This is a genomic window from Peribacillus simplex, assembly GCF_900156045.1.
Lineage (GTDB): Bacteria > Bacillota > Bacilli > Bacillales > DSM-1321 > Peribacillus > Peribacillus simplex_D.
Genome location: NZ_FTMX01000008.1, coordinates 44,382 through 59,806, shown reverse-complemented (window position 1 = coordinate 59,806; position 15,425 = coordinate 44,382). Strand labels below are relative to the sequence as shown.

Annotated in this window: 13 protein-coding genes; 5 read left to right on the top strand and 8 right to left on the bottom strand. The window is 37.8% G+C overall.

Features of this window, described 5'->3' with window-relative positions; all coding sequences use genetic code 11:
- The first annotated feature begins 15 nt into the window (after nucleotides 1–15).
- Together BW986_RS23385 and BW986_RS23380 are read left to right on the top strand one after the other, a co-directional pair.
- Nucleotides 16–1,065, top strand: coding sequence for an XdhC family protein (locus BW986_RS23385; RefSeq protein ID WP_076371308.1), 1,050 nt, complete (start codon nucleotides 16–18; stop codon nucleotides 1,063–1,065).
- The gene (locus BW986_RS23380) at nucleotides 1,058–1,666 is read left to right on the top strand and encodes a nucleotidyltransferase family protein (RefSeq protein WP_076371306.1); all 609 of its coding nucleotides are present in this window, start codon (nucleotides 1,058–1,060) and stop codon (nucleotides 1,664–1,666) included. The genes BW986_RS23385 and BW986_RS23380 overlap by 8 nt, the downstream gene beginning before the upstream one ends.
- A gap of 223 nt (nucleotides 1,667–1,889) precedes the next feature.
- On the opposite strand, the gene BW986_RS23375 is transcribed toward BW986_RS23380, so the two are convergent.
- A complete protein-coding gene (locus BW986_RS23375) occupies nucleotides 1,890–2,603 on the bottom strand; it encodes a GntR family transcriptional regulator (protein ID WP_076371304.1) in 714 nt (237 codons plus the stop codon).
- A gap of 342 nt (nucleotides 2,604–2,945) precedes the next feature.
- Here BW986_RS23375 and cuyA point away from each other — a divergent pair, with 342 nt between their 5' ends.
- Nucleotides 2,946–3,941 carry a D-cysteate sulfo-lyase gene (cuyA, locus tag BW986_RS23370; RefSeq protein ID WP_076371302.1) on the top strand — a complete coding sequence of 332 codons (996 nt, stop codon included), beginning with the start codon at nucleotides 2,946–2,948 and terminating at the stop codon, nucleotides 3,939–3,941.
- A gap of 186 nt (nucleotides 3,942–4,127) precedes the next feature.
- Here the strand turns inward: cuyA and BW986_RS23365 are convergent, their stop codons facing one another.
- From BW986_RS23365 to BW986_RS23345, 5 genes are all read right to left on the bottom strand, one after another.
- On the bottom strand, nucleotides 4,128–5,759 hold the full coding sequence (locus BW986_RS23365) for an amidohydrolase (RefSeq protein WP_076371300.1): 1,632 nt from the start codon (nucleotides 5,757–5,759) through the stop codon (nucleotides 4,128–4,130).
- Between the two features lie 43 nt (nucleotides 5,760–5,802).
- Nucleotides 5,803–7,146: an APC family permease gene (locus BW986_RS23360; RefSeq protein ID WP_076371298.1), complete on the bottom strand. Its 1,344-nt coding sequence runs from the start codon at nucleotides 7,144–7,146 to the stop codon at nucleotides 5,803–5,805.
- A gap of 87 nt (nucleotides 7,147–7,233) precedes the next feature.
- On the bottom strand, nucleotides 7,234–8,844 hold the full coding sequence (locus tag BW986_RS23355; RefSeq protein ID WP_076371578.1) for an amidohydrolase: 1,611 nt from the start codon (nucleotides 8,842–8,844) through the stop codon (nucleotides 7,234–7,236).
- Between the two features lie 32 nt (nucleotides 8,845–8,876).
- On the bottom strand, nucleotides 8,877–10,220 hold the full coding sequence (locus tag BW986_RS23350) for an APC family permease (protein WP_076371295.1): 1,344 nt from the start codon (nucleotides 10,218–10,220) through the stop codon (nucleotides 8,877–8,879).
- Nucleotides 10,221–10,732: 512 nt separating this feature from the next.
- Entirely contained in the window at nucleotides 10,733–11,614 is an 882-nt protein-coding gene (locus BW986_RS23345) for a MerR family transcriptional regulator (RefSeq protein WP_076371293.1), read from the bottom strand.
- 346 nt (nucleotides 11,615–11,960) lie between these two features.
- Between BW986_RS23345 and BW986_RS23340 the strand changes: the two genes are divergently transcribed.
- Together BW986_RS23340 and sigH are read left to right on the top strand one after the other, a co-directional pair.
- Entirely contained in the window at nucleotides 11,961–12,464 is a 504-nt protein-coding gene (locus BW986_RS23340) for a DinB family protein (protein ID WP_076371291.1), read from the top strand.
- A gap of 503 nt (nucleotides 12,465–12,967) precedes the next feature.
- Complete coding sequence (gene sigH / locus BW986_RS23335; RefSeq protein ID WP_076371289.1) at nucleotides 12,968–13,618, top strand: RNA polymerase sporulation sigma factor SigH; 651 nt, start codon at nucleotides 12,968–12,970, stop codon at nucleotides 13,616–13,618.
- A gap of 234 nt (nucleotides 13,619–13,852) precedes the next feature.
- Here sigH and BW986_RS23330 read toward each other — a convergent pair whose 3' ends face one another.
- Together BW986_RS23330 and BW986_RS23325 are read right to left on the bottom strand one after the other, a co-directional pair.
- Nucleotides 13,853–14,167 carry an iron-sulfur cluster biosynthesis family protein gene (locus BW986_RS23330; protein WP_076371287.1) on the bottom strand — a complete coding sequence of 105 codons (315 nt, stop codon included), beginning with the start codon at nucleotides 14,165–14,167 and terminating at the stop codon, nucleotides 13,853–13,855.
- Nucleotides 14,168–14,460: 293 nt separating this feature from the next.
- The gene (locus BW986_RS23325) at nucleotides 14,461–15,369 is read right to left on the bottom strand and encodes a LysR family transcriptional regulator (protein ID WP_076371285.1); all 909 of its coding nucleotides are present in this window, start codon (nucleotides 15,367–15,369) and stop codon (nucleotides 14,461–14,463) included.
- Nucleotides 15,370–15,425 lie beyond the last annotated feature (56 nt).

Here is a 15,425-nt window from a genome sequence, read left to right as displayed (position 1 = left end):
AGGAGGGGGTTAAGGATGTCAAGGTTACAAGAATTAAAAGACGTGTTGGAAAATATAAGTTCCGCATGGGAGCGGCACGAAAAAGCAGCAATGGTCATGCAGATAGGTGTCAAGGGTTCAGCATATAGACTTCCAGGTGCAAAAATGATGATGGCATCGGACGGCCGTATGTTTGGCACGATAAGTGGCGGATGTTTGGAAAGCGATTTATATGGCTGGGCGGAAAAAGCTTTGGAAACTAACACTTGCGTTACACACCAATATGACTTGAGCGAGAATGAAATTTGGGGGTTGGGAATAGGTTGCAAGGGTAAATTGGATATATTTATCCTCCCTATTGAGCCAGATGACGAATTTTGGATGATGACAAATCAAATTGTCCAGAAAGGTCAGAAATTCACCATGATATTGGATGTATCCTCCGGTAAAGGTTTAATCGTCGATAAATATGGTAACCTCATTGGAAATCATGGAAGTGTGCCATATGAAGTCGTTGAAAAAGCAAGGATGGTAATGGATACACAAACTCGGGCAGAATTGGTGAATCTGGAGGGAAAACGATATCTAATCGATGCTATTAAGCCCAGTGAACAATTGATTATTGCCGGGGCTGGCATAGATGCTGTTCCAGTTGTCGAATTGGCAGCAAAAGCTGGGTTTTCCGTAACGGTATTGGATTCACGGAAAGATTTCAATAATGATCGCTTGTTTCCATTGGCTTCTAATTTGCAAAAATGCCCAGATGAAATAGTACCTTCTGAATTTACTGGATCTTGGTGGGTAGTCATGAATCATATCCAGTCATTAGATGAGAAAACCCTTCAAGTGGCTTTGAAAAGTGACCCACGATATATTGGGGTGCTTGGCCCAATCTCCCGTACAACGGAAATGCTTAATACAATTGGAGAAGGCTTCAACAGCGGTCCAATCCACTCACCAATTGGTTTGGATATCGGTGCTGAAACGATGGAAGAAGTTGCACTAAGTATTGTGTCGGAATTGATGTCTATTAGAAATGGAAGATTTCCTGCACCTTTGCATGGCAAAGTGAAGATTCATGCCTGAAATAGGAGCGATCATACTTGCGGCAGGCATGTCGATCCGAATGGGTGAACCAAAACTGTTACTTCCTTTGCGGGGCCAACCTCTATTTCGTCATGCCATTGATTCAATCCTTGGAAGCACCATGCAGCCCATCCATTTGGTTGCCGGAAAATATATAGAAGAAATCCGTCAACATAGTGAAGACTATCCAGAATTGAAGATTATTCATAATCCGTATTATGCAGATGGAATGTCCACATCTCTAAAACTTGGAGTTCAATCCATCAATGAACATGTGGATGCAGTCATGATCTTCCTTGCGGATCAGCCCCTTATTTCCCGTGACATCATACAATCTTTAATAGATAAATATATTGAGTGTAAAGATGAAGGAGTGCGGATCGTTCGACCAAAATATAAAGGGGAGGCAGGACATCCGATACTAGTGGATGCAGTATTACTCAATGAATTCCATTCAATAAATGGTGATCAAGGTGGTAAAAGCATCATCAAAAAATATGATGCGGTGACAGAGACCGTTTCTTTTGACAATTCGATGTGGGGATTTGACATTGACACGCCTGAAGATTTCCAAAAAGTGAAATTGCATTTGGATTCATGATGCTAAACAGTTGATATGAAATAAATGATCCTGAATGGAATACTAAGTTCGGCTGAATAAAATATTGGAAGGTTTGAAAAAGCAGCAGAACGGCCGGAAAAAGAGGGGAAAGGCCGATATAATCCCCGAATCGTTCGAATGCTGCCTTGAAGAGTTATATATTAAAAGGGTTCCTACAATTGCGGACTGAATACTCGCAATTAGGCACCCTTTAATGTTAATTTTATTCGGAAACACGTTTTATGTAATCAAGGTAATAATCATAGTTTTTTTGGATATGGATCGTATTGACCCTTATTGCTTTTTCTACATCTTTGTCACGAATGGCCTGGATTAGCTGTAAGTGCTCGTTGTTTCGTTCCTCATACCAAGATTTATCAACCATTGTAACATCCTCATTACGGGCCGATAAAAAGGAAATTCGAAAAGAAAGCCATAATGAATCCGTAGTCTTTTGGAGAAAGGTATTTCTCGAGTAGGAATATAATAAGCGGTGAAATTCAATGTTTGCACGGCTTGCCGCTATTCGGTCATTACTATTAATTGCCTGTTGCAGTTTATCCGTTGCCCATTCCAGTTTTTTTAATTCCTCTTCCGTAATTCCTTCACAAGCTTTTTGTATCGAATAGTTTTCGAGCATTTTCCTGATTTCCAATTCCTGATGTAAAAGTTCAATATCCACATTGGAAATGACCATCCCTATACCAGGTTTCACCTGAAGCAAATTTTCCTGTTCCAATTTCCTCAAAGCTTCCCGAACCGGTGTACGGCTACAATTGAATTGTTGAGCGATATCATCTTCCGTTAAACGGTCTCCAGGCAAAAAAATCCCTTCAATGATCGCATTTTTTATAACAAAAAATATAGCTTCCCTTAAGGGCTTAGAAGAATAATGTTCTATTTGTTCTGTAATATATTGATAGTGATTGGTTTCCATGGTGCTCCTTTCTACAATCCAATTATATACAAGTATATTTATTTTATCTTAAAAAACGATTGAAGTCATTGTAATGCTTCAGACTTTTAAATATTTATACAATTCAATGGGAAGGGTACATTACTGTTTTGGCCCAACAAATGATTTAGAGTTTTAGTTCATATAAAAATGTGGAAACAATTATTTCTTTTTTACAGATAACCATGAAGAAGTGAGATTCATGTTGCTGGAATACATAAAGATGCTATGATGGAAATCGAAGCTTATTTTAAACAAAAGAGAACATCAGATTGATATTTTCTTTTTTTTAATATACATAGATGATACAGGAGGAGTTTTTAAATGAATTTAGCACAATTTCCTAGAAAGCGATATACACCGACATATACACCGATTGAAAGATTAGATCATTTTTCTGAAGTTCTTGGGGGCCCATCCATTTATATTAAACGAGATGATATGCTTGGTTTGACTGCTGGGGGAAATAAAACAAGGAAACTGGAATTCCTTGTTGCAGATGCATTGGAAAAAGGCGCGGATACGTTGATTACATGTGGAGGCATTCAATCCAATCATTGCCGCTTGACACTAGCTGCCGCCGTTAAAGAGAAAATGAAATGCATCCTTGTGTTGGAAGAGGGACTTTCAAAAAATTCAGAGCCGGATTTTAACGGTAATTATTTTCTCTATCATTTATTGGGGGCTGACCAAATTATAGTTGTCCCTAATGGTGCGGACTTAATGCAAGAAATGCAGAAAGTGGCTAAAGAGGTATCAGAGAAAGGACATCGACCTTACATCATTCCGGTTGGAGGATCCAATGTCATAGGCGCAACGGGATATGTTGCTTGCGCACAGGAGATCTTGGCACAGTCCTTTGACCAAGGGATTGATTTGAAAGCAGTTATTTGTGTAAGCGGAAGCGGAGGGATGCATGCTGGTTTGGCGGCCGGATTTCATGGAAATCAAAGTGGAATATCGGTAATCGGAATAAATGTAAGCAGAGGAAAAGCTGAACAAGAAGAGAAAGTTTATCAGCTAGTTAACGAAACTTTAGCACACATCGGCATTCCAAATTCAATTCCTCGTGAGGCTGTTACGTGCTTCGATGAGTATGTCGGTCCGGGTTATGCTCTGCCTACACCTGAAATGGTGGAAGCAGTCAAGCTAATGGCAAGAACGGAAGGGATTTTGCTGGATCCGGTATATACGGGTAAAGCGGCAGCGGGACTCATCGATTTAATACAAAAAGGCACCTTTAAGCCTGAGGATAACATTCTATTTGTTCACTCTGGCGGTTCTTCATCGCTATACGCGAATACATCTCTCTTTAATTGAGATGTGCTTATAAAAAAAGTTTAAGTGGAAGCGAGAGTATTTTAAAGAAGCAACAAGTAATGATGCAGCGATGGATGGACATAGCACATGATAGAACCGGTTTCCCAATGTGCTAGCGTAATAGACTATTGTCCATGGACAACAGAGAGGATTCTACAGTTGTAGAATCCTCCTTTAATAATTATGTTACTTTTCGATTAAAGCCGTCGTACGATCATAAACTACTTTTCCATCCATGATCGTTAACTGTACCTTTGTATCTGGTATTTCTTCCACGTGTACTTCAAAGAGATTTCGTTCTAATACTATGATGTCTGCAAGCTTATCTACTTCTAATGATCCTAATTCCTGCTCTCTAAATGCACCGTAAGCGGGTCCAGCCGTATAAGCTTTCAATGCTTCGGCAAGTGTTATGCGCTCATGTGGATGCCATACCGTTTTTCCGCTGCTATCGATTCTCGTTACAGCACGATAGATTTGTAGGAGCGGATTAAGGATATCAATCGGGAAGTCCGTTCCAAATGCCAATCTCGCTCCCGCTTCTTGCAATGTATTAATCGAGAAAACATGTTTTTCCCGTTCAGTACCAATTCGCTCGGTGTAAACACCTCTTTCGGACATGGCAAAGTGATCCGGCTGCATTGAGGCAGTAACGCCTAGCTCTTTGAAACGATGAACATCATCCGGGTGGATCACTTCAATGTGTTCAACAGAATGACGTGAATCTCGTTTACCGTGTGTTTTTTGGGCTTCCTCATAGGCATCTAAAGCAAGGCGGACCGCTCCGTCGCCAATGGCATGAAAACGGATGCTAAAGCCTTCTTTATCTGCATCAACGACCCATTTTTTGATCGTTTCAGGAGGGAACGAAGATTCACCGCGAGTTTTCGGTGAATCAGCATAAGGTTCAAGTAAGTAAGCGGTACGGGCCGTAATGACGCCATCGATAAATTGTTTAAGTCCTGACACACGAAGTTTATCCGATTGATACGTATCTCGTAATTGTTTGACACGTTCAAGATTGTCATTTAAAGCTGGCCATAAATGAATACGGGCTGTTAATTCTCCATTGTCTTCAAATTCCTTGAAAACATCATAATCATTAAGCATTTCCAATGCTTCAATCGCGAATAAGTCGTGGACGGATGTAACTCCTAAACTAGCCGCATGAGCGAGGAAATTCGTGAAAAGTTCTCTCTTTTGTTCTTTTGTAAAATCATAGGCATAAAGGATAACCGCGTCCATTGCTTTTTCGTATAAAAGACCATTAGGTTCTCCAGTTTCGTCTTTTCCGATAATTCCATACGAAGGGTTTTCGGTATGACGGGTAATATTAGCGATTTCAAGTGCCTTTGAATTTACCCATGCGTAATGACCTTCGGCGTGAAACATAAGCACCGGACGATCGGGGAGAATACGATCCAATGAATGCCGATTCGGTAATTGCTGCGTATCCCAATATCCTGCATCCCATGAAGAGCCGATTATCCATGGATCTTCCGAGCGAGATGCGGCAAATTTACGAATCATTTCCAACGCTTCTTCTTCTGAACGGGCTGAGAATAAATTGGCACTATTCATCGAAACGGCTCCATCCATCATGTGAAGATGGAAATCATGAAAACCTGGTATAATTAATTGGTCATTAAATTGATAGATTTTCGTATTCGCGCCTGAATAAGGTTTAATCTCATCCTCAGAACCAATCGCAATGATTTTGTTGTCCGTAATCGCAATTGACGCGGGCTCCGGTTGATCAGAAAGACCTGTAAATACAGCATTACTTGAAATAATTATATCAGCTAGTTGTTGATTCATTGTCTAACATTCCTTTCAATCCTATAGAGTAGCTTCCAAATTATTAAGCTTGTTCAATGGCAAGCTCAGGAGGCGGTTGTTTAAACATTTTCGTGAGGTTTAGAAGGTACACAAATCCGATCGCAAACCAAGTTCCTCCTAATATTAACGAATAGATGTCTAACTTTATCCAAAAGAAACCTGTCAAAGAAGCACCAATTAACGGAATGATAAGGTACCGAATTGTCCCCATTAAGGAACGCTGTTTTTTTCGGAAATAATAGTGAGCGATAACAGAAAGATTAACGAAAGTAAAAGCGAATAATGCACCAAAATTTATAAGTGATACGGCAGTCGTAAGCCTTAAGAATAGTGCGCTTAAAGCAACGCCTCCTATAATTATAATGTTGAAGACAGGTGTACTATATTTAGGAGAAAGATATCCGAATATTTTGGCAGGAAGTACACGTTCACGTCCCATCGCATATAAAATACGTGAAGCACTTGTTCCTGACGCAATAGCTGATGAAAAACTTGACATGATTCCCTCAGCAAGCATATAACTAATCAAAAAGTTACCCCCGATATACATTGCAATTTCCATATAGGCAGATTCCGGGTCTTTAAATGATTGGTAGTCTGGCCAGACAAGCTGTAAAAAGTAAGAACCGATAAAATAATATAATCCACCAATGATCGTTACAAGATAAATAGCCCTAGGTATGGATTTTCGAGGATTTTTCGTTTCTTCAGAAAGAGTTGTCACTGCATCGAATCCTAAAAAGGAAAAACATAAAATAGGGATAATGGACATGAAGCCCTGTATATTTATATTTGAATCGATAAACGGTAGGATCGAAAAAAGGGTACCTGCTCCTTGACCATTTAAAAGACCCTTTATTGAAAAAATGGTGAACAACGCAAGTGTTCCGAATTGCAAGAATAGAAGCCCCATATTAAGTTTAGCAGCAATCTTAATACCAAGAATATTTATAATCGTAACCGTGACGATAAAGAGAATAATCCAAATATACATAGGAATCAAAGGGAAATAGGCCTTCATTGCAATTCCTAACAATAGAGCACTAATCATTGGACTGAACATATAATCCAGTATGATGGTCCAACCTACGAGAAAACCAATGTGAGGACTTAGGGATTTTTGGGTAAACGTATAGGCAGCACCGGCATTTGGAAAGGCTTTTACCATTTGCGCATAGCTGTAAGCCGTAAATAACATAACGATTAAGGCGACGATATAAGCAGTTGTAATCATCCCGTTCGTGCTTTGAACAGCTACTCCATATGTTGAAAACAAAGTAGTTGGAGCCATAAAGGCCAAGCCAAAAAACACAACATATTTTAATGGGAGTGAACGTTTAAGAGTTGGTGTGTTTGAATGATTCATATATCAGTCCTCCGTATTCAAATGGCTGCATCGATATAAGTGAACACTACATGATAATGACGCTCTTTGACCAGCCTCTTAATTTAATTATTGCCCCAGGTTATCATAAACTACTTTTCCATCCATAATCGTTAACTGTACCTTTGTATCTGGTATTTCTTCCACAGGGACTTCAAAGAGATTTCGTTCCAAGACTACAATATCTGCAAGCTTATCTACTTCCAATGTCCCTAATTCCTGCTCTCTAAATGCACCATAAGCGGGTCCGGCTGTATAAGCTTTCAATGCTTCGGCAAGTGTGATGCGCTCATGTGGATGCCATATCGTTTTTCCGCTGCTATCGATTCTCGTTACTGCACGATAGATTTGTAGAAGCGGATTAAGGTTATCAATCGGGAAGTCCGTTCCAAATGCCAAATTCGCTCCGGATTTTTGCAATGTATTTATAGGGAAAACATGTGTTTCCCGTTCAGTACCTATTCGCTCGGTGTAAACACCTCTTTCTGACATCGCTAAGTGATTTGGCTGCATCGAAGCAGTTACACCAAGCTCTTTGAAACGATGGATATCATCTGGATGAATCACTTCAATGTGTTCGACGGCATGTCGTGAATCTCGTCTATCATTTGCCCTTTGCGCTTCCTCATAGGCATCTAAAGCTAGTCGAATTGCTCCATCTCCAATCGCATGAAAACGAATGCTGAAGCCCTCTTTATCTGCATCAACGACCCATTTTTTGATCGTTTCAGGCGGGAAAGATGTCTCACCGCGTGTTTCTGGTTGATCCGCATAAGGCTCGAGTAAATAAGCTGTCCGAGCGGTAATGACGCCATCGATGAATTGTTTCAGTCCTGACACACGGAGTTTATCCGATTGATACTTCTCTCGCAATTGTTTGGAGTGCTCAAGATTGCCATTTAAAGCAGGCCATAAATGAATACGGGTTGTTAAATTTCCTTTGTCTTCAAATTCTTTGAAAACATCAAGAGATTCTATATTTTTTAAACCATGTAAATCATGGGCAGCGGTTACCCCTAAGCTTGCTGTGTGTGCCAAGAAATTAGAGAAGATATCTTTCTTGTGTGCATTTGAAAAATTAAATGCATGACGGACAACCCCATCCATTGCTTTTTCATATAAAATACCATTGGGTTCTCCATTTTCATCTCTTCCTATAATGCCATAAGAAGGATTTTCCGAATGACGAGTGATATTTGCAATCTCCAATGCTTTCGTATTCACCCATGCATAATGGCCTTCAGCATGAAACATGAGTGCTGGCCGTTTAGAGAGAATGCGATCCAATGAATGGCGAGTCGGTAGTTGCTGTGTATCCCAAAAGCCTTCATCCCATGTAAATCCGATTACCCATTGATTTTCTGGTTTTGCTTCGGCGAATTTGTGAATCATATCCAGCGCATCATCTTCTGAACGAGCTGCGAACAGATTGACACTATTGAGGGCAACGGCACCATTCATAATATGAAGATGGAAATCATGGAATCCCGGCATTATTAATCGGTCTTTAAACTGATAGATTTTCGTGTGCTCACCTGCGCAGTGTTTAATTTCTTCAACAGAACCAATCGCAACAATTTTGTTGTCCTTAATCGCGATGGAAGCGGGTTCAGGCTGGTCGGAAAGACCTGTAAATACAGTATTGCTTGAAATAATTAAGTCAGCTAGTTGTTGACTCATCATCAATCATTCCCTTCTTTCATGGCCTATTATCAAGCTTCCTCAAAGGAGAGCTCAGGAGGCGGTTGTCTAAACATTTTCGTTAAGTTTAATAGATAAATAAATCCGATAAGTAGCCAAATTCCACCTAGTATTAGTGAATGTTTATCTAATTGTATAAAAAATAATCCAATCAGTGCTGCACCAATAAGCGGGATAATCAAATATTGAATCGTTCCTTTAAAAGACCTCTGTTTCTTTTGAAAAAAATAGTAAGAAACAACCGAAAGATTCACAAAGAAAAAGGCAAATAACGCTCCAAAACTAATAAGCGATACCGCTGTCGTTAGATCTAAGAAAAGAGCACTTAACGCAACCGCACCCATGAGTAAAATATTGAACACCGGTGTCCGGTATTTTGGGGATAGATAGCCGAAGAATTTTTTCGGCAATACATTTTCCCTTCCCATTGCATACAAAATACGAGAGGCGCTCGTTCCCGAAGCAACGGCCGAAGCAGTGGTGGATGTTAGCCCCACTGCTACAAAGAAGCTCACAAAAATGTTTCCGCCGATATACATCGCGATCTCTAAATAGGCGGATTCAGGGTTATTGAAAGAATGAAAATCCGGAAAAATCAGTTGTGCAAAATAAGAACCTGTAATAAATAAAAATCCGCCAATTATCGATATAAAATAAATCGCTTTTGGCAACGTTCTCGTAGGATCCTTAGTCTCTTCTGACAATGTAGTTACTGCATCGAAGCCTAAAAAGCTAAAACATAGAATAGGGATAACAGATAGTAGAGTAGGTACGCTAATTTCAGAATCATAAAAGGGAATGGTTGAAAATAATGTCCCTGTTCCTTTTCCTGCAAGAAGCCCTTTAATGGACAAAATAAAAAATAGGCCAAACAATAAAAATTGAAAGAAAAGCATATACGTACTAAGTTTCGCTGCTAATTTAATGCCAAGGATGTTGACAACAGTAATGTTCACAATAAATAAAATGATCCAAACAAACATTGGAATGGATGGAAAATAAGCTTTCAATGAAATTCCAACGATTAGGGAGCTGATCATCGGGCTAAATATATAATCAATGATGAGTGTCCAACCAACGATAAACCCAATATGTGGACTTATTGATTTTTGCGTAAACGTATAGGCTGCTCCCGCCTTTGGAAACGCTTTCACTAATTGGGCATAGCTATAAGCTGTAAATAACATGACAACTAAAGCAATAGCATAAGCCGTTGGCATCATCCCGTTAGTGCTGTTTACAGCTACCCCATATGTTGAGAAAAACGTTTTTGGAGCCATGAAAGCCAATCCGAAAAAGACGACATGCTTTAAAGTAAGAGCACGTTTAAGAGTTAGTGAATTCGTATTTTCCATTAATCAATCCTCCTTGTGATTTTTTTACTAATGATCGGTAGTTACATTTCATTAAAGTGCACTTCGTTAATAACTGGATTATTCGGAATATTTAACTTAAAAATCCCGTATATATCCAGGTAATGAAAAGTTATCATTTTTGTTTTAAAGGATAATCAACATAAAAAGTGTTTACTTGTGAACTGAAACAACTTTATGCCTGAATGTTTTTAACCGTTTTCATAATTCCTCTTTTTTTGCCTGTCCTCTAATCGGCCGCAGAGAGGAGTTGGTAAAGAAGAGTAGGAAAATGCAAGGAACTACTTCGTAAAGGCCTTGTCTTTTTTGATTTCACATTTTTAATTAAAGGCATCACTCCTTAGAACATAATGATTTTTCAAAATAATGCTTTGCTGTTTCATTTAGGAATGCATCACTCCATTCAGTATGTGTAAATCCATTATAAAGTCTCGTCTAACACCAGAGTAAACAGTTACGATACAAAAAAAACAGCCTTTGAAATGATAATGCTTTCATTTCGAAGGCTGTTTACTAGTTACTTTCTCTTGAATCGGAATTTGTATTTCATAATAAGCTTCATCATATTGATCGGTAAGAGAAACGTCGACCTGCATAATTCGAAAGGCGTCACCGGTAATAACATAACCATGTGTATCGCAATAATGGAGTAGCTTTTTTAGCTGGGGTAGCATTTTTTCCCTTGTGAGTCCTCCATAATAGGAACATAAAAATAGGCCTTCTTCAATTTTTTGGGTTGGTTGCCCTGACTCTTCATCCTGAACTAGAATGAATAACTGAGATTGATAGTCACTTAGGTTAGAGGAAAAGTCAGATGATTGACGAATTTTATCAAAATACTCTTTCTTGATAAAATCTCCAAATTTATTGCTGGCCAATGCAGGAATGATTCCACCAATCCTGTTTTCGAGCTCCAAGTATCCAAAATAAAGATTTTCTGTATCCGCCCAACTTACCGATCTGCCTAGCTGGATGTATTCCCGTTCTTCAAATTGTTTTATCACGATATCCGAATTCCTGTAACTGTTTGTGAAATGTTCAATATTGTATAATCGGGTCATCAATATATTATGGATATCTTGCAATTTCTTAATTTCTTCCTGAATATTCGCCATTGATTTTTGAAGTGATTCAACCGACTTTTTTACATTGCGATTCGTAAGAAATTGCTTGATTTCCCCTAAGGAAAATCCGATGCTCCTTAAATCTTTTATCGTTCCGAGAACTTCATACTGGGAAATGGAGTAATAACGATAGCCAGTTTCGGGATCAATATGATAAGGCTTTAGCAATCCAATTTTATCGTAATGACGCAATGTATCTACGGTTACACCTCGCAACTTCGCCATTTCTCCTATACTAAGCTTATTTTGCATGGCTTTTTCTCCTAACCAATAATGAATTTATCTATATTAATAACATGATTATCCTTTATTATAAAGTAGTGATTCTTGTTGTGTATAGCTAGTGTAGGATGATTTGTAGAGCATTGCACTTCCGGTTTAGGTCGAATACTGGACGAAAAGTTTACGTATGCAATTTTATGTACATGGGTTTTCCATTTCAACTCTTGAAGAATGGGAATAACAACCGGATGAAAAAAATCCACTCTCAGATTTCAACTGAAGTTCCATCGCATGTTCATTAAGGAATTTGTAATGAGGGAACGTATGTTTTATAATGTGCTTTAAGTAATTATCTATCGAAATAGGGAGGGATTATATGTATATTTCAATTTCGGATTTTATTAAAGAATGGAATAAAGAAGCCATACTGACTCAAAATGTTTTGGATGGTTTGACTGATGAATCCTTAGATCAACAAGTTTATCCTGAAGGTCGCACTTTAGGAAGAATTGCATGGCATTTCACAACGAACATTCCAGATTATCTAGATCATTTCGGGTTAAAGATAGAACGGATAGAAAGTTCGGAAAACGTTCCATCTTCAGCCCGGGAAATTGCCATCACTTTTAAAAATGTAAGTTCTCACGCAGCCCAAATTATTGAACAGCAATGGACAGACGAATCACTGGGACAAATACAAGAAGCGTTTGGAAGACAGGAAACAAATGCTTCCATCCTTATGGGGCTAATCAAGCATATTGTTCATCATCGCGGACAAGTTACAGTTCTGATGCGTCAAGCAGGAATAAAACCTTATGGGGTTTATGGTCCGCCAAAAGAAGATTGGATTCATCTAGGTGTGCAAAATCCACCGCTTTAATAACTTATGAATGCTTAAGTTAGGATTTTCAACATTGGGGTTCATTGGCGAAATTAAATTCCAGTTCTCCATTTTATAACTGATAATATGTTAAAGCATCCTTTGAAGGGTGCTTTTTTATTTTACAAAGTTTAAATGAAACCAGCTAATTTAGAGGCGATGTTTTAAATGGCATCCTTATTTTTCAAACTAAAGCTAATGAAGTAAAAGTAAAAGGTGCCATAGATTCCGTCTTGCCTTTTTGAATAGACTATATTAAATCATTAGTGCAGAATAGTTCTTTTATAATATTATTTATAATTAAATGACGAGACCTTACCAAATCAATTAAAGTAAAGCTGACTGAAAGTGTCTAGTTATAAATATCAGTATTTTGTTGAAAAATGTCGTTATTTGCGAATATCATTATCTTCATTTCTGAGATATTATTATATTGAATTAACACATTGAAGTGATAATGCAACCTTATGTCGGGGCTCAATTAAGTGAGTGGGGGAAAATAAATGAGTGTAATCATCGAGAAGAAACGAATGGAAAACTATACTCATATGGAAGATGTAATGTTGGTTGGAAAAATCCATAATGGTGATGAGGATGCACTGGACTTTTTAATTAAAAAATACAGATGTGTCGTTCAATCAAATGCTTTGAAGTATTTTTTAACGGGTGGAGATAAGGAAGACGTCTTTCAGGAAGGGATGATTGGACTATATAAGGCCATTCGAGACTACAAAAATTGCAAAAAGTCGTCTTTCAGATCATTTGCGGAACTTTGCATTACAAGACAAATCATAACGGCTGTTAAAGCGGCTATTCGCCAAAAGCATTCTCCCTTAAATAATTATGTTTCATTGTATATGCCTATCTATCAAGGGGAGTCTGAACAGGGCCTAATTGATCTAATTCCTGAACAGAGACAAAATGACCCAGTCACGATTTTAATAAAATCAGAAGAAATTTGCGATATTGAGCTAATTTTAACCGAAGTCCTTACTGAGTTGGAAAGCAGTGTTGTGGACTTGTACCTGGAAGGAAAAACTTATTTTGAAATAGCAAAAGAACTGAATGTTCAAAAAAAGACGATCGATAATGCACTTCAGCGGGTAAAAAGGAAACTGGAGAGGCACTTAGAGTCCAGGAGGGTGGAAGAATAATAACAATAAATCTTTAAACTTTCGGTCATTATTATTTGAAAATTAGCATCGAAACGATTTAGTTTAATAAAAAATAGAATAGATAAAAATACTAGTTAATAATGGAGCTATTCGTGCAGTGCTATCCTAAAGGAAAATAAAATCCCTCTAGGTAAATCGCCGATGATAAATTTTTTGAGTATAAACACAAAAAGCCCAACTGGAACACATGGGCTTTTTATTATGTTCATTTTTTTAATTCACTCTATTCAATTGGAGATTATATCTCAATGTTTCATCTTCTGAATATAATTTGTATCCAAGTCCATCACTGTAATTAAGAAAGACTTTATCGGGAAGATGCTTTTTAGACTCACTTGAAATTAATACGGGGACCCCATCGATTATGAACCTCTCATCATCTTCGTTCTTATTATCAATTTTCAATTCATGTTCCACATAAATCGAACAGCTACCAACATAAATGGCTTCGATGCGAACACCTTCATTCTCTTTATAATTCACTTTTAATAGTTGTTCAATCGCTGCTTCTTTAATCTCAATATTCATAAAACCCGCTCCCATACAAAAATTGATATTATTTTTTATCTAATCAAGGAAAACAAAAATCAATATATGAAGAATCCTCTATTTATTCATATACCCAATTGTTTATAAGTTAATGTGAATAAGATTGACAAGTTTGGATTTACTCAGACTTCTTAATTAAGTATATTAAAGCCGATGTTTAAACAGTCTAGTCCCGGATCATCTTGGCTTATGATTGTTTAATAATATCACCAATAAGTTCCTGACATCATGTGTCTGTAACTTCATTATTGGAATAGCATATTTTCCAATGATCATCCTATCGGCTTTGCTTTCATAGGCCATTTTTTGTTTAATTCAGTTATGAAAGTTTTGACATTCTTTTTATCTTCCATGATTGGGGAATAGACGTACGAAAGTGTTCTGTTAAATGATTCATTTTTTACCTGAATAATAGAAAGGATTTTATTTTGTACATCCCTTTCAATTACACTTCGGGAAAGCAGTGCCAGCCCCAAGCCATTTTTTATAAGTGTTTCTTTAATTCCTTGATTACTGCTTATCGTGAGTATCGATTTAATTTTCAATCCATTTGAACGTATGACGTGATTAAGGTATTCGCGTGTCCCTGATCCAACTTCCCTTGTTACCCATGCTTGGTCATGTAAATCAGTAATCTCGACTTCGTCTTTATTAGCGAGTTCATGATTGTTAGAAGACACAATGAATAGCTCATCTTGCATGAATGGGTGAACAGAAAGCTCTTTTTCATTAGTTTGACCTTCGATTAAACCAATATCCACTTTGTATAGCCGAACGGCTTGAACGATTTCTTCCGTGTTTCCGATTACGACTTGAAGTTCAAGTTCAGGATAGTCCTCTTGAAGGTCGATGAGTAAAGAAGGAAGGATATACTCTCCTATTGTAAAACTTGCTCCTATCTTCAATTCGCCCTTGATGGACCTATCGTGTTCCTGAATGTCTTGTCTGGTCTGTTCATAGATTGTGATCATTTGTTTGGCCCGGTCGTAAAGAATTTCTCCCGTTATGGTGACTTTTAGGAATTTAGGAGAACGGAGAAATAATTTGGTTTGGAACTCTTCTTCCAATTTTTTTATATGCAAACTAACACTTGGTTGCGACATAAGAAGCATTTCTGCTGTTTTAGTAAAATTTTTGACTTCGACAAGGGTCACAAATGTTTTTAGAGCATCATAGTACATAGAAATTTCTCCTTATTATTAATATTCTTAATAGTTACAATAAATTATATATATTT

Excerpts from the sequence above, each read along its gene's own strand:
- BW986_RS23355 (WP_076371578.1), bottom strand. The coding sequence starts at position 8,844 with ATGAGTCAACAACTAGCTGACTTAATTATTTCAAGCAATACTGTATTT.
- BW986_RS23365 (WP_076371300.1), bottom strand. The coding sequence starts at position 5,759 with ATGAATCAACAACTAGCTGATATAATTATTTCAAGTAATGCTGTATTT.
- BW986_RS23380 (WP_076371306.1), top strand. The coding sequence starts at position 1,058 with ATGCCTGAAATAGGAGCGATCATACTTGCGGCAGGCATGTCGATCCGA.
- BW986_RS23345 (WP_076371293.1), bottom strand. The coding sequence starts at position 11,614 with ATGCAAAATAAGCTTAGTATAGGAGAAATGGCGAAGTTGCGAGGTGTA.
- BW986_RS23340 (WP_076371291.1), top strand. The coding sequence starts at position 11,961 with ATGTATATTTCAATTTCGGATTTTATTAAAGAATGGAATAAAGAAGCC.
- BW986_RS23350 (WP_076371295.1), bottom strand. The coding sequence starts at position 10,220 with ATGGAAAATACGAATTCACTAACTCTTAAACGTGCTCTTACTTTAAAG.
- BW986_RS23385 (WP_076371308.1), top strand. The coding sequence starts at position 16 with ATGTCAAGGTTACAAGAATTAAAAGACGTGTTGGAAAATATAAGTTCC.
- sigH (WP_076371289.1), top strand. The coding sequence starts at position 12,968 with ATGAGTGTAATCATCGAGAAGAAACGAATGGAAAACTATACTCATATG.
- BW986_RS23325 (WP_076371285.1), bottom strand. The coding sequence starts at position 15,369 with ATGTACTATGATGCTCTAAAAACATTTGTGACCCTTGTCGAAGTCAAA.
- BW986_RS23360 (WP_076371298.1), bottom strand. The coding sequence starts at position 7,146 with ATGAATCATTCAAACACACCAACTCTTAAACGTTCACTCCCATTAAAA.
- BW986_RS23375 (WP_076371304.1), bottom strand. The coding sequence starts at position 2,603 with ATGGAAACCAATCACTATCAATATATTACAGAACAAATAGAACATTAT.
- BW986_RS23330 (WP_076371287.1), bottom strand. The coding sequence starts at position 14,167 with ATGAATATTGAGATTAAAGAAGCAGCGATTGAACAACTATTAAAAGTG.
- cuyA (WP_076371302.1), top strand. The coding sequence starts at position 2,946 with ATGAATTTAGCACAATTTCCTAGAAAGCGATATACACCGACATATACA.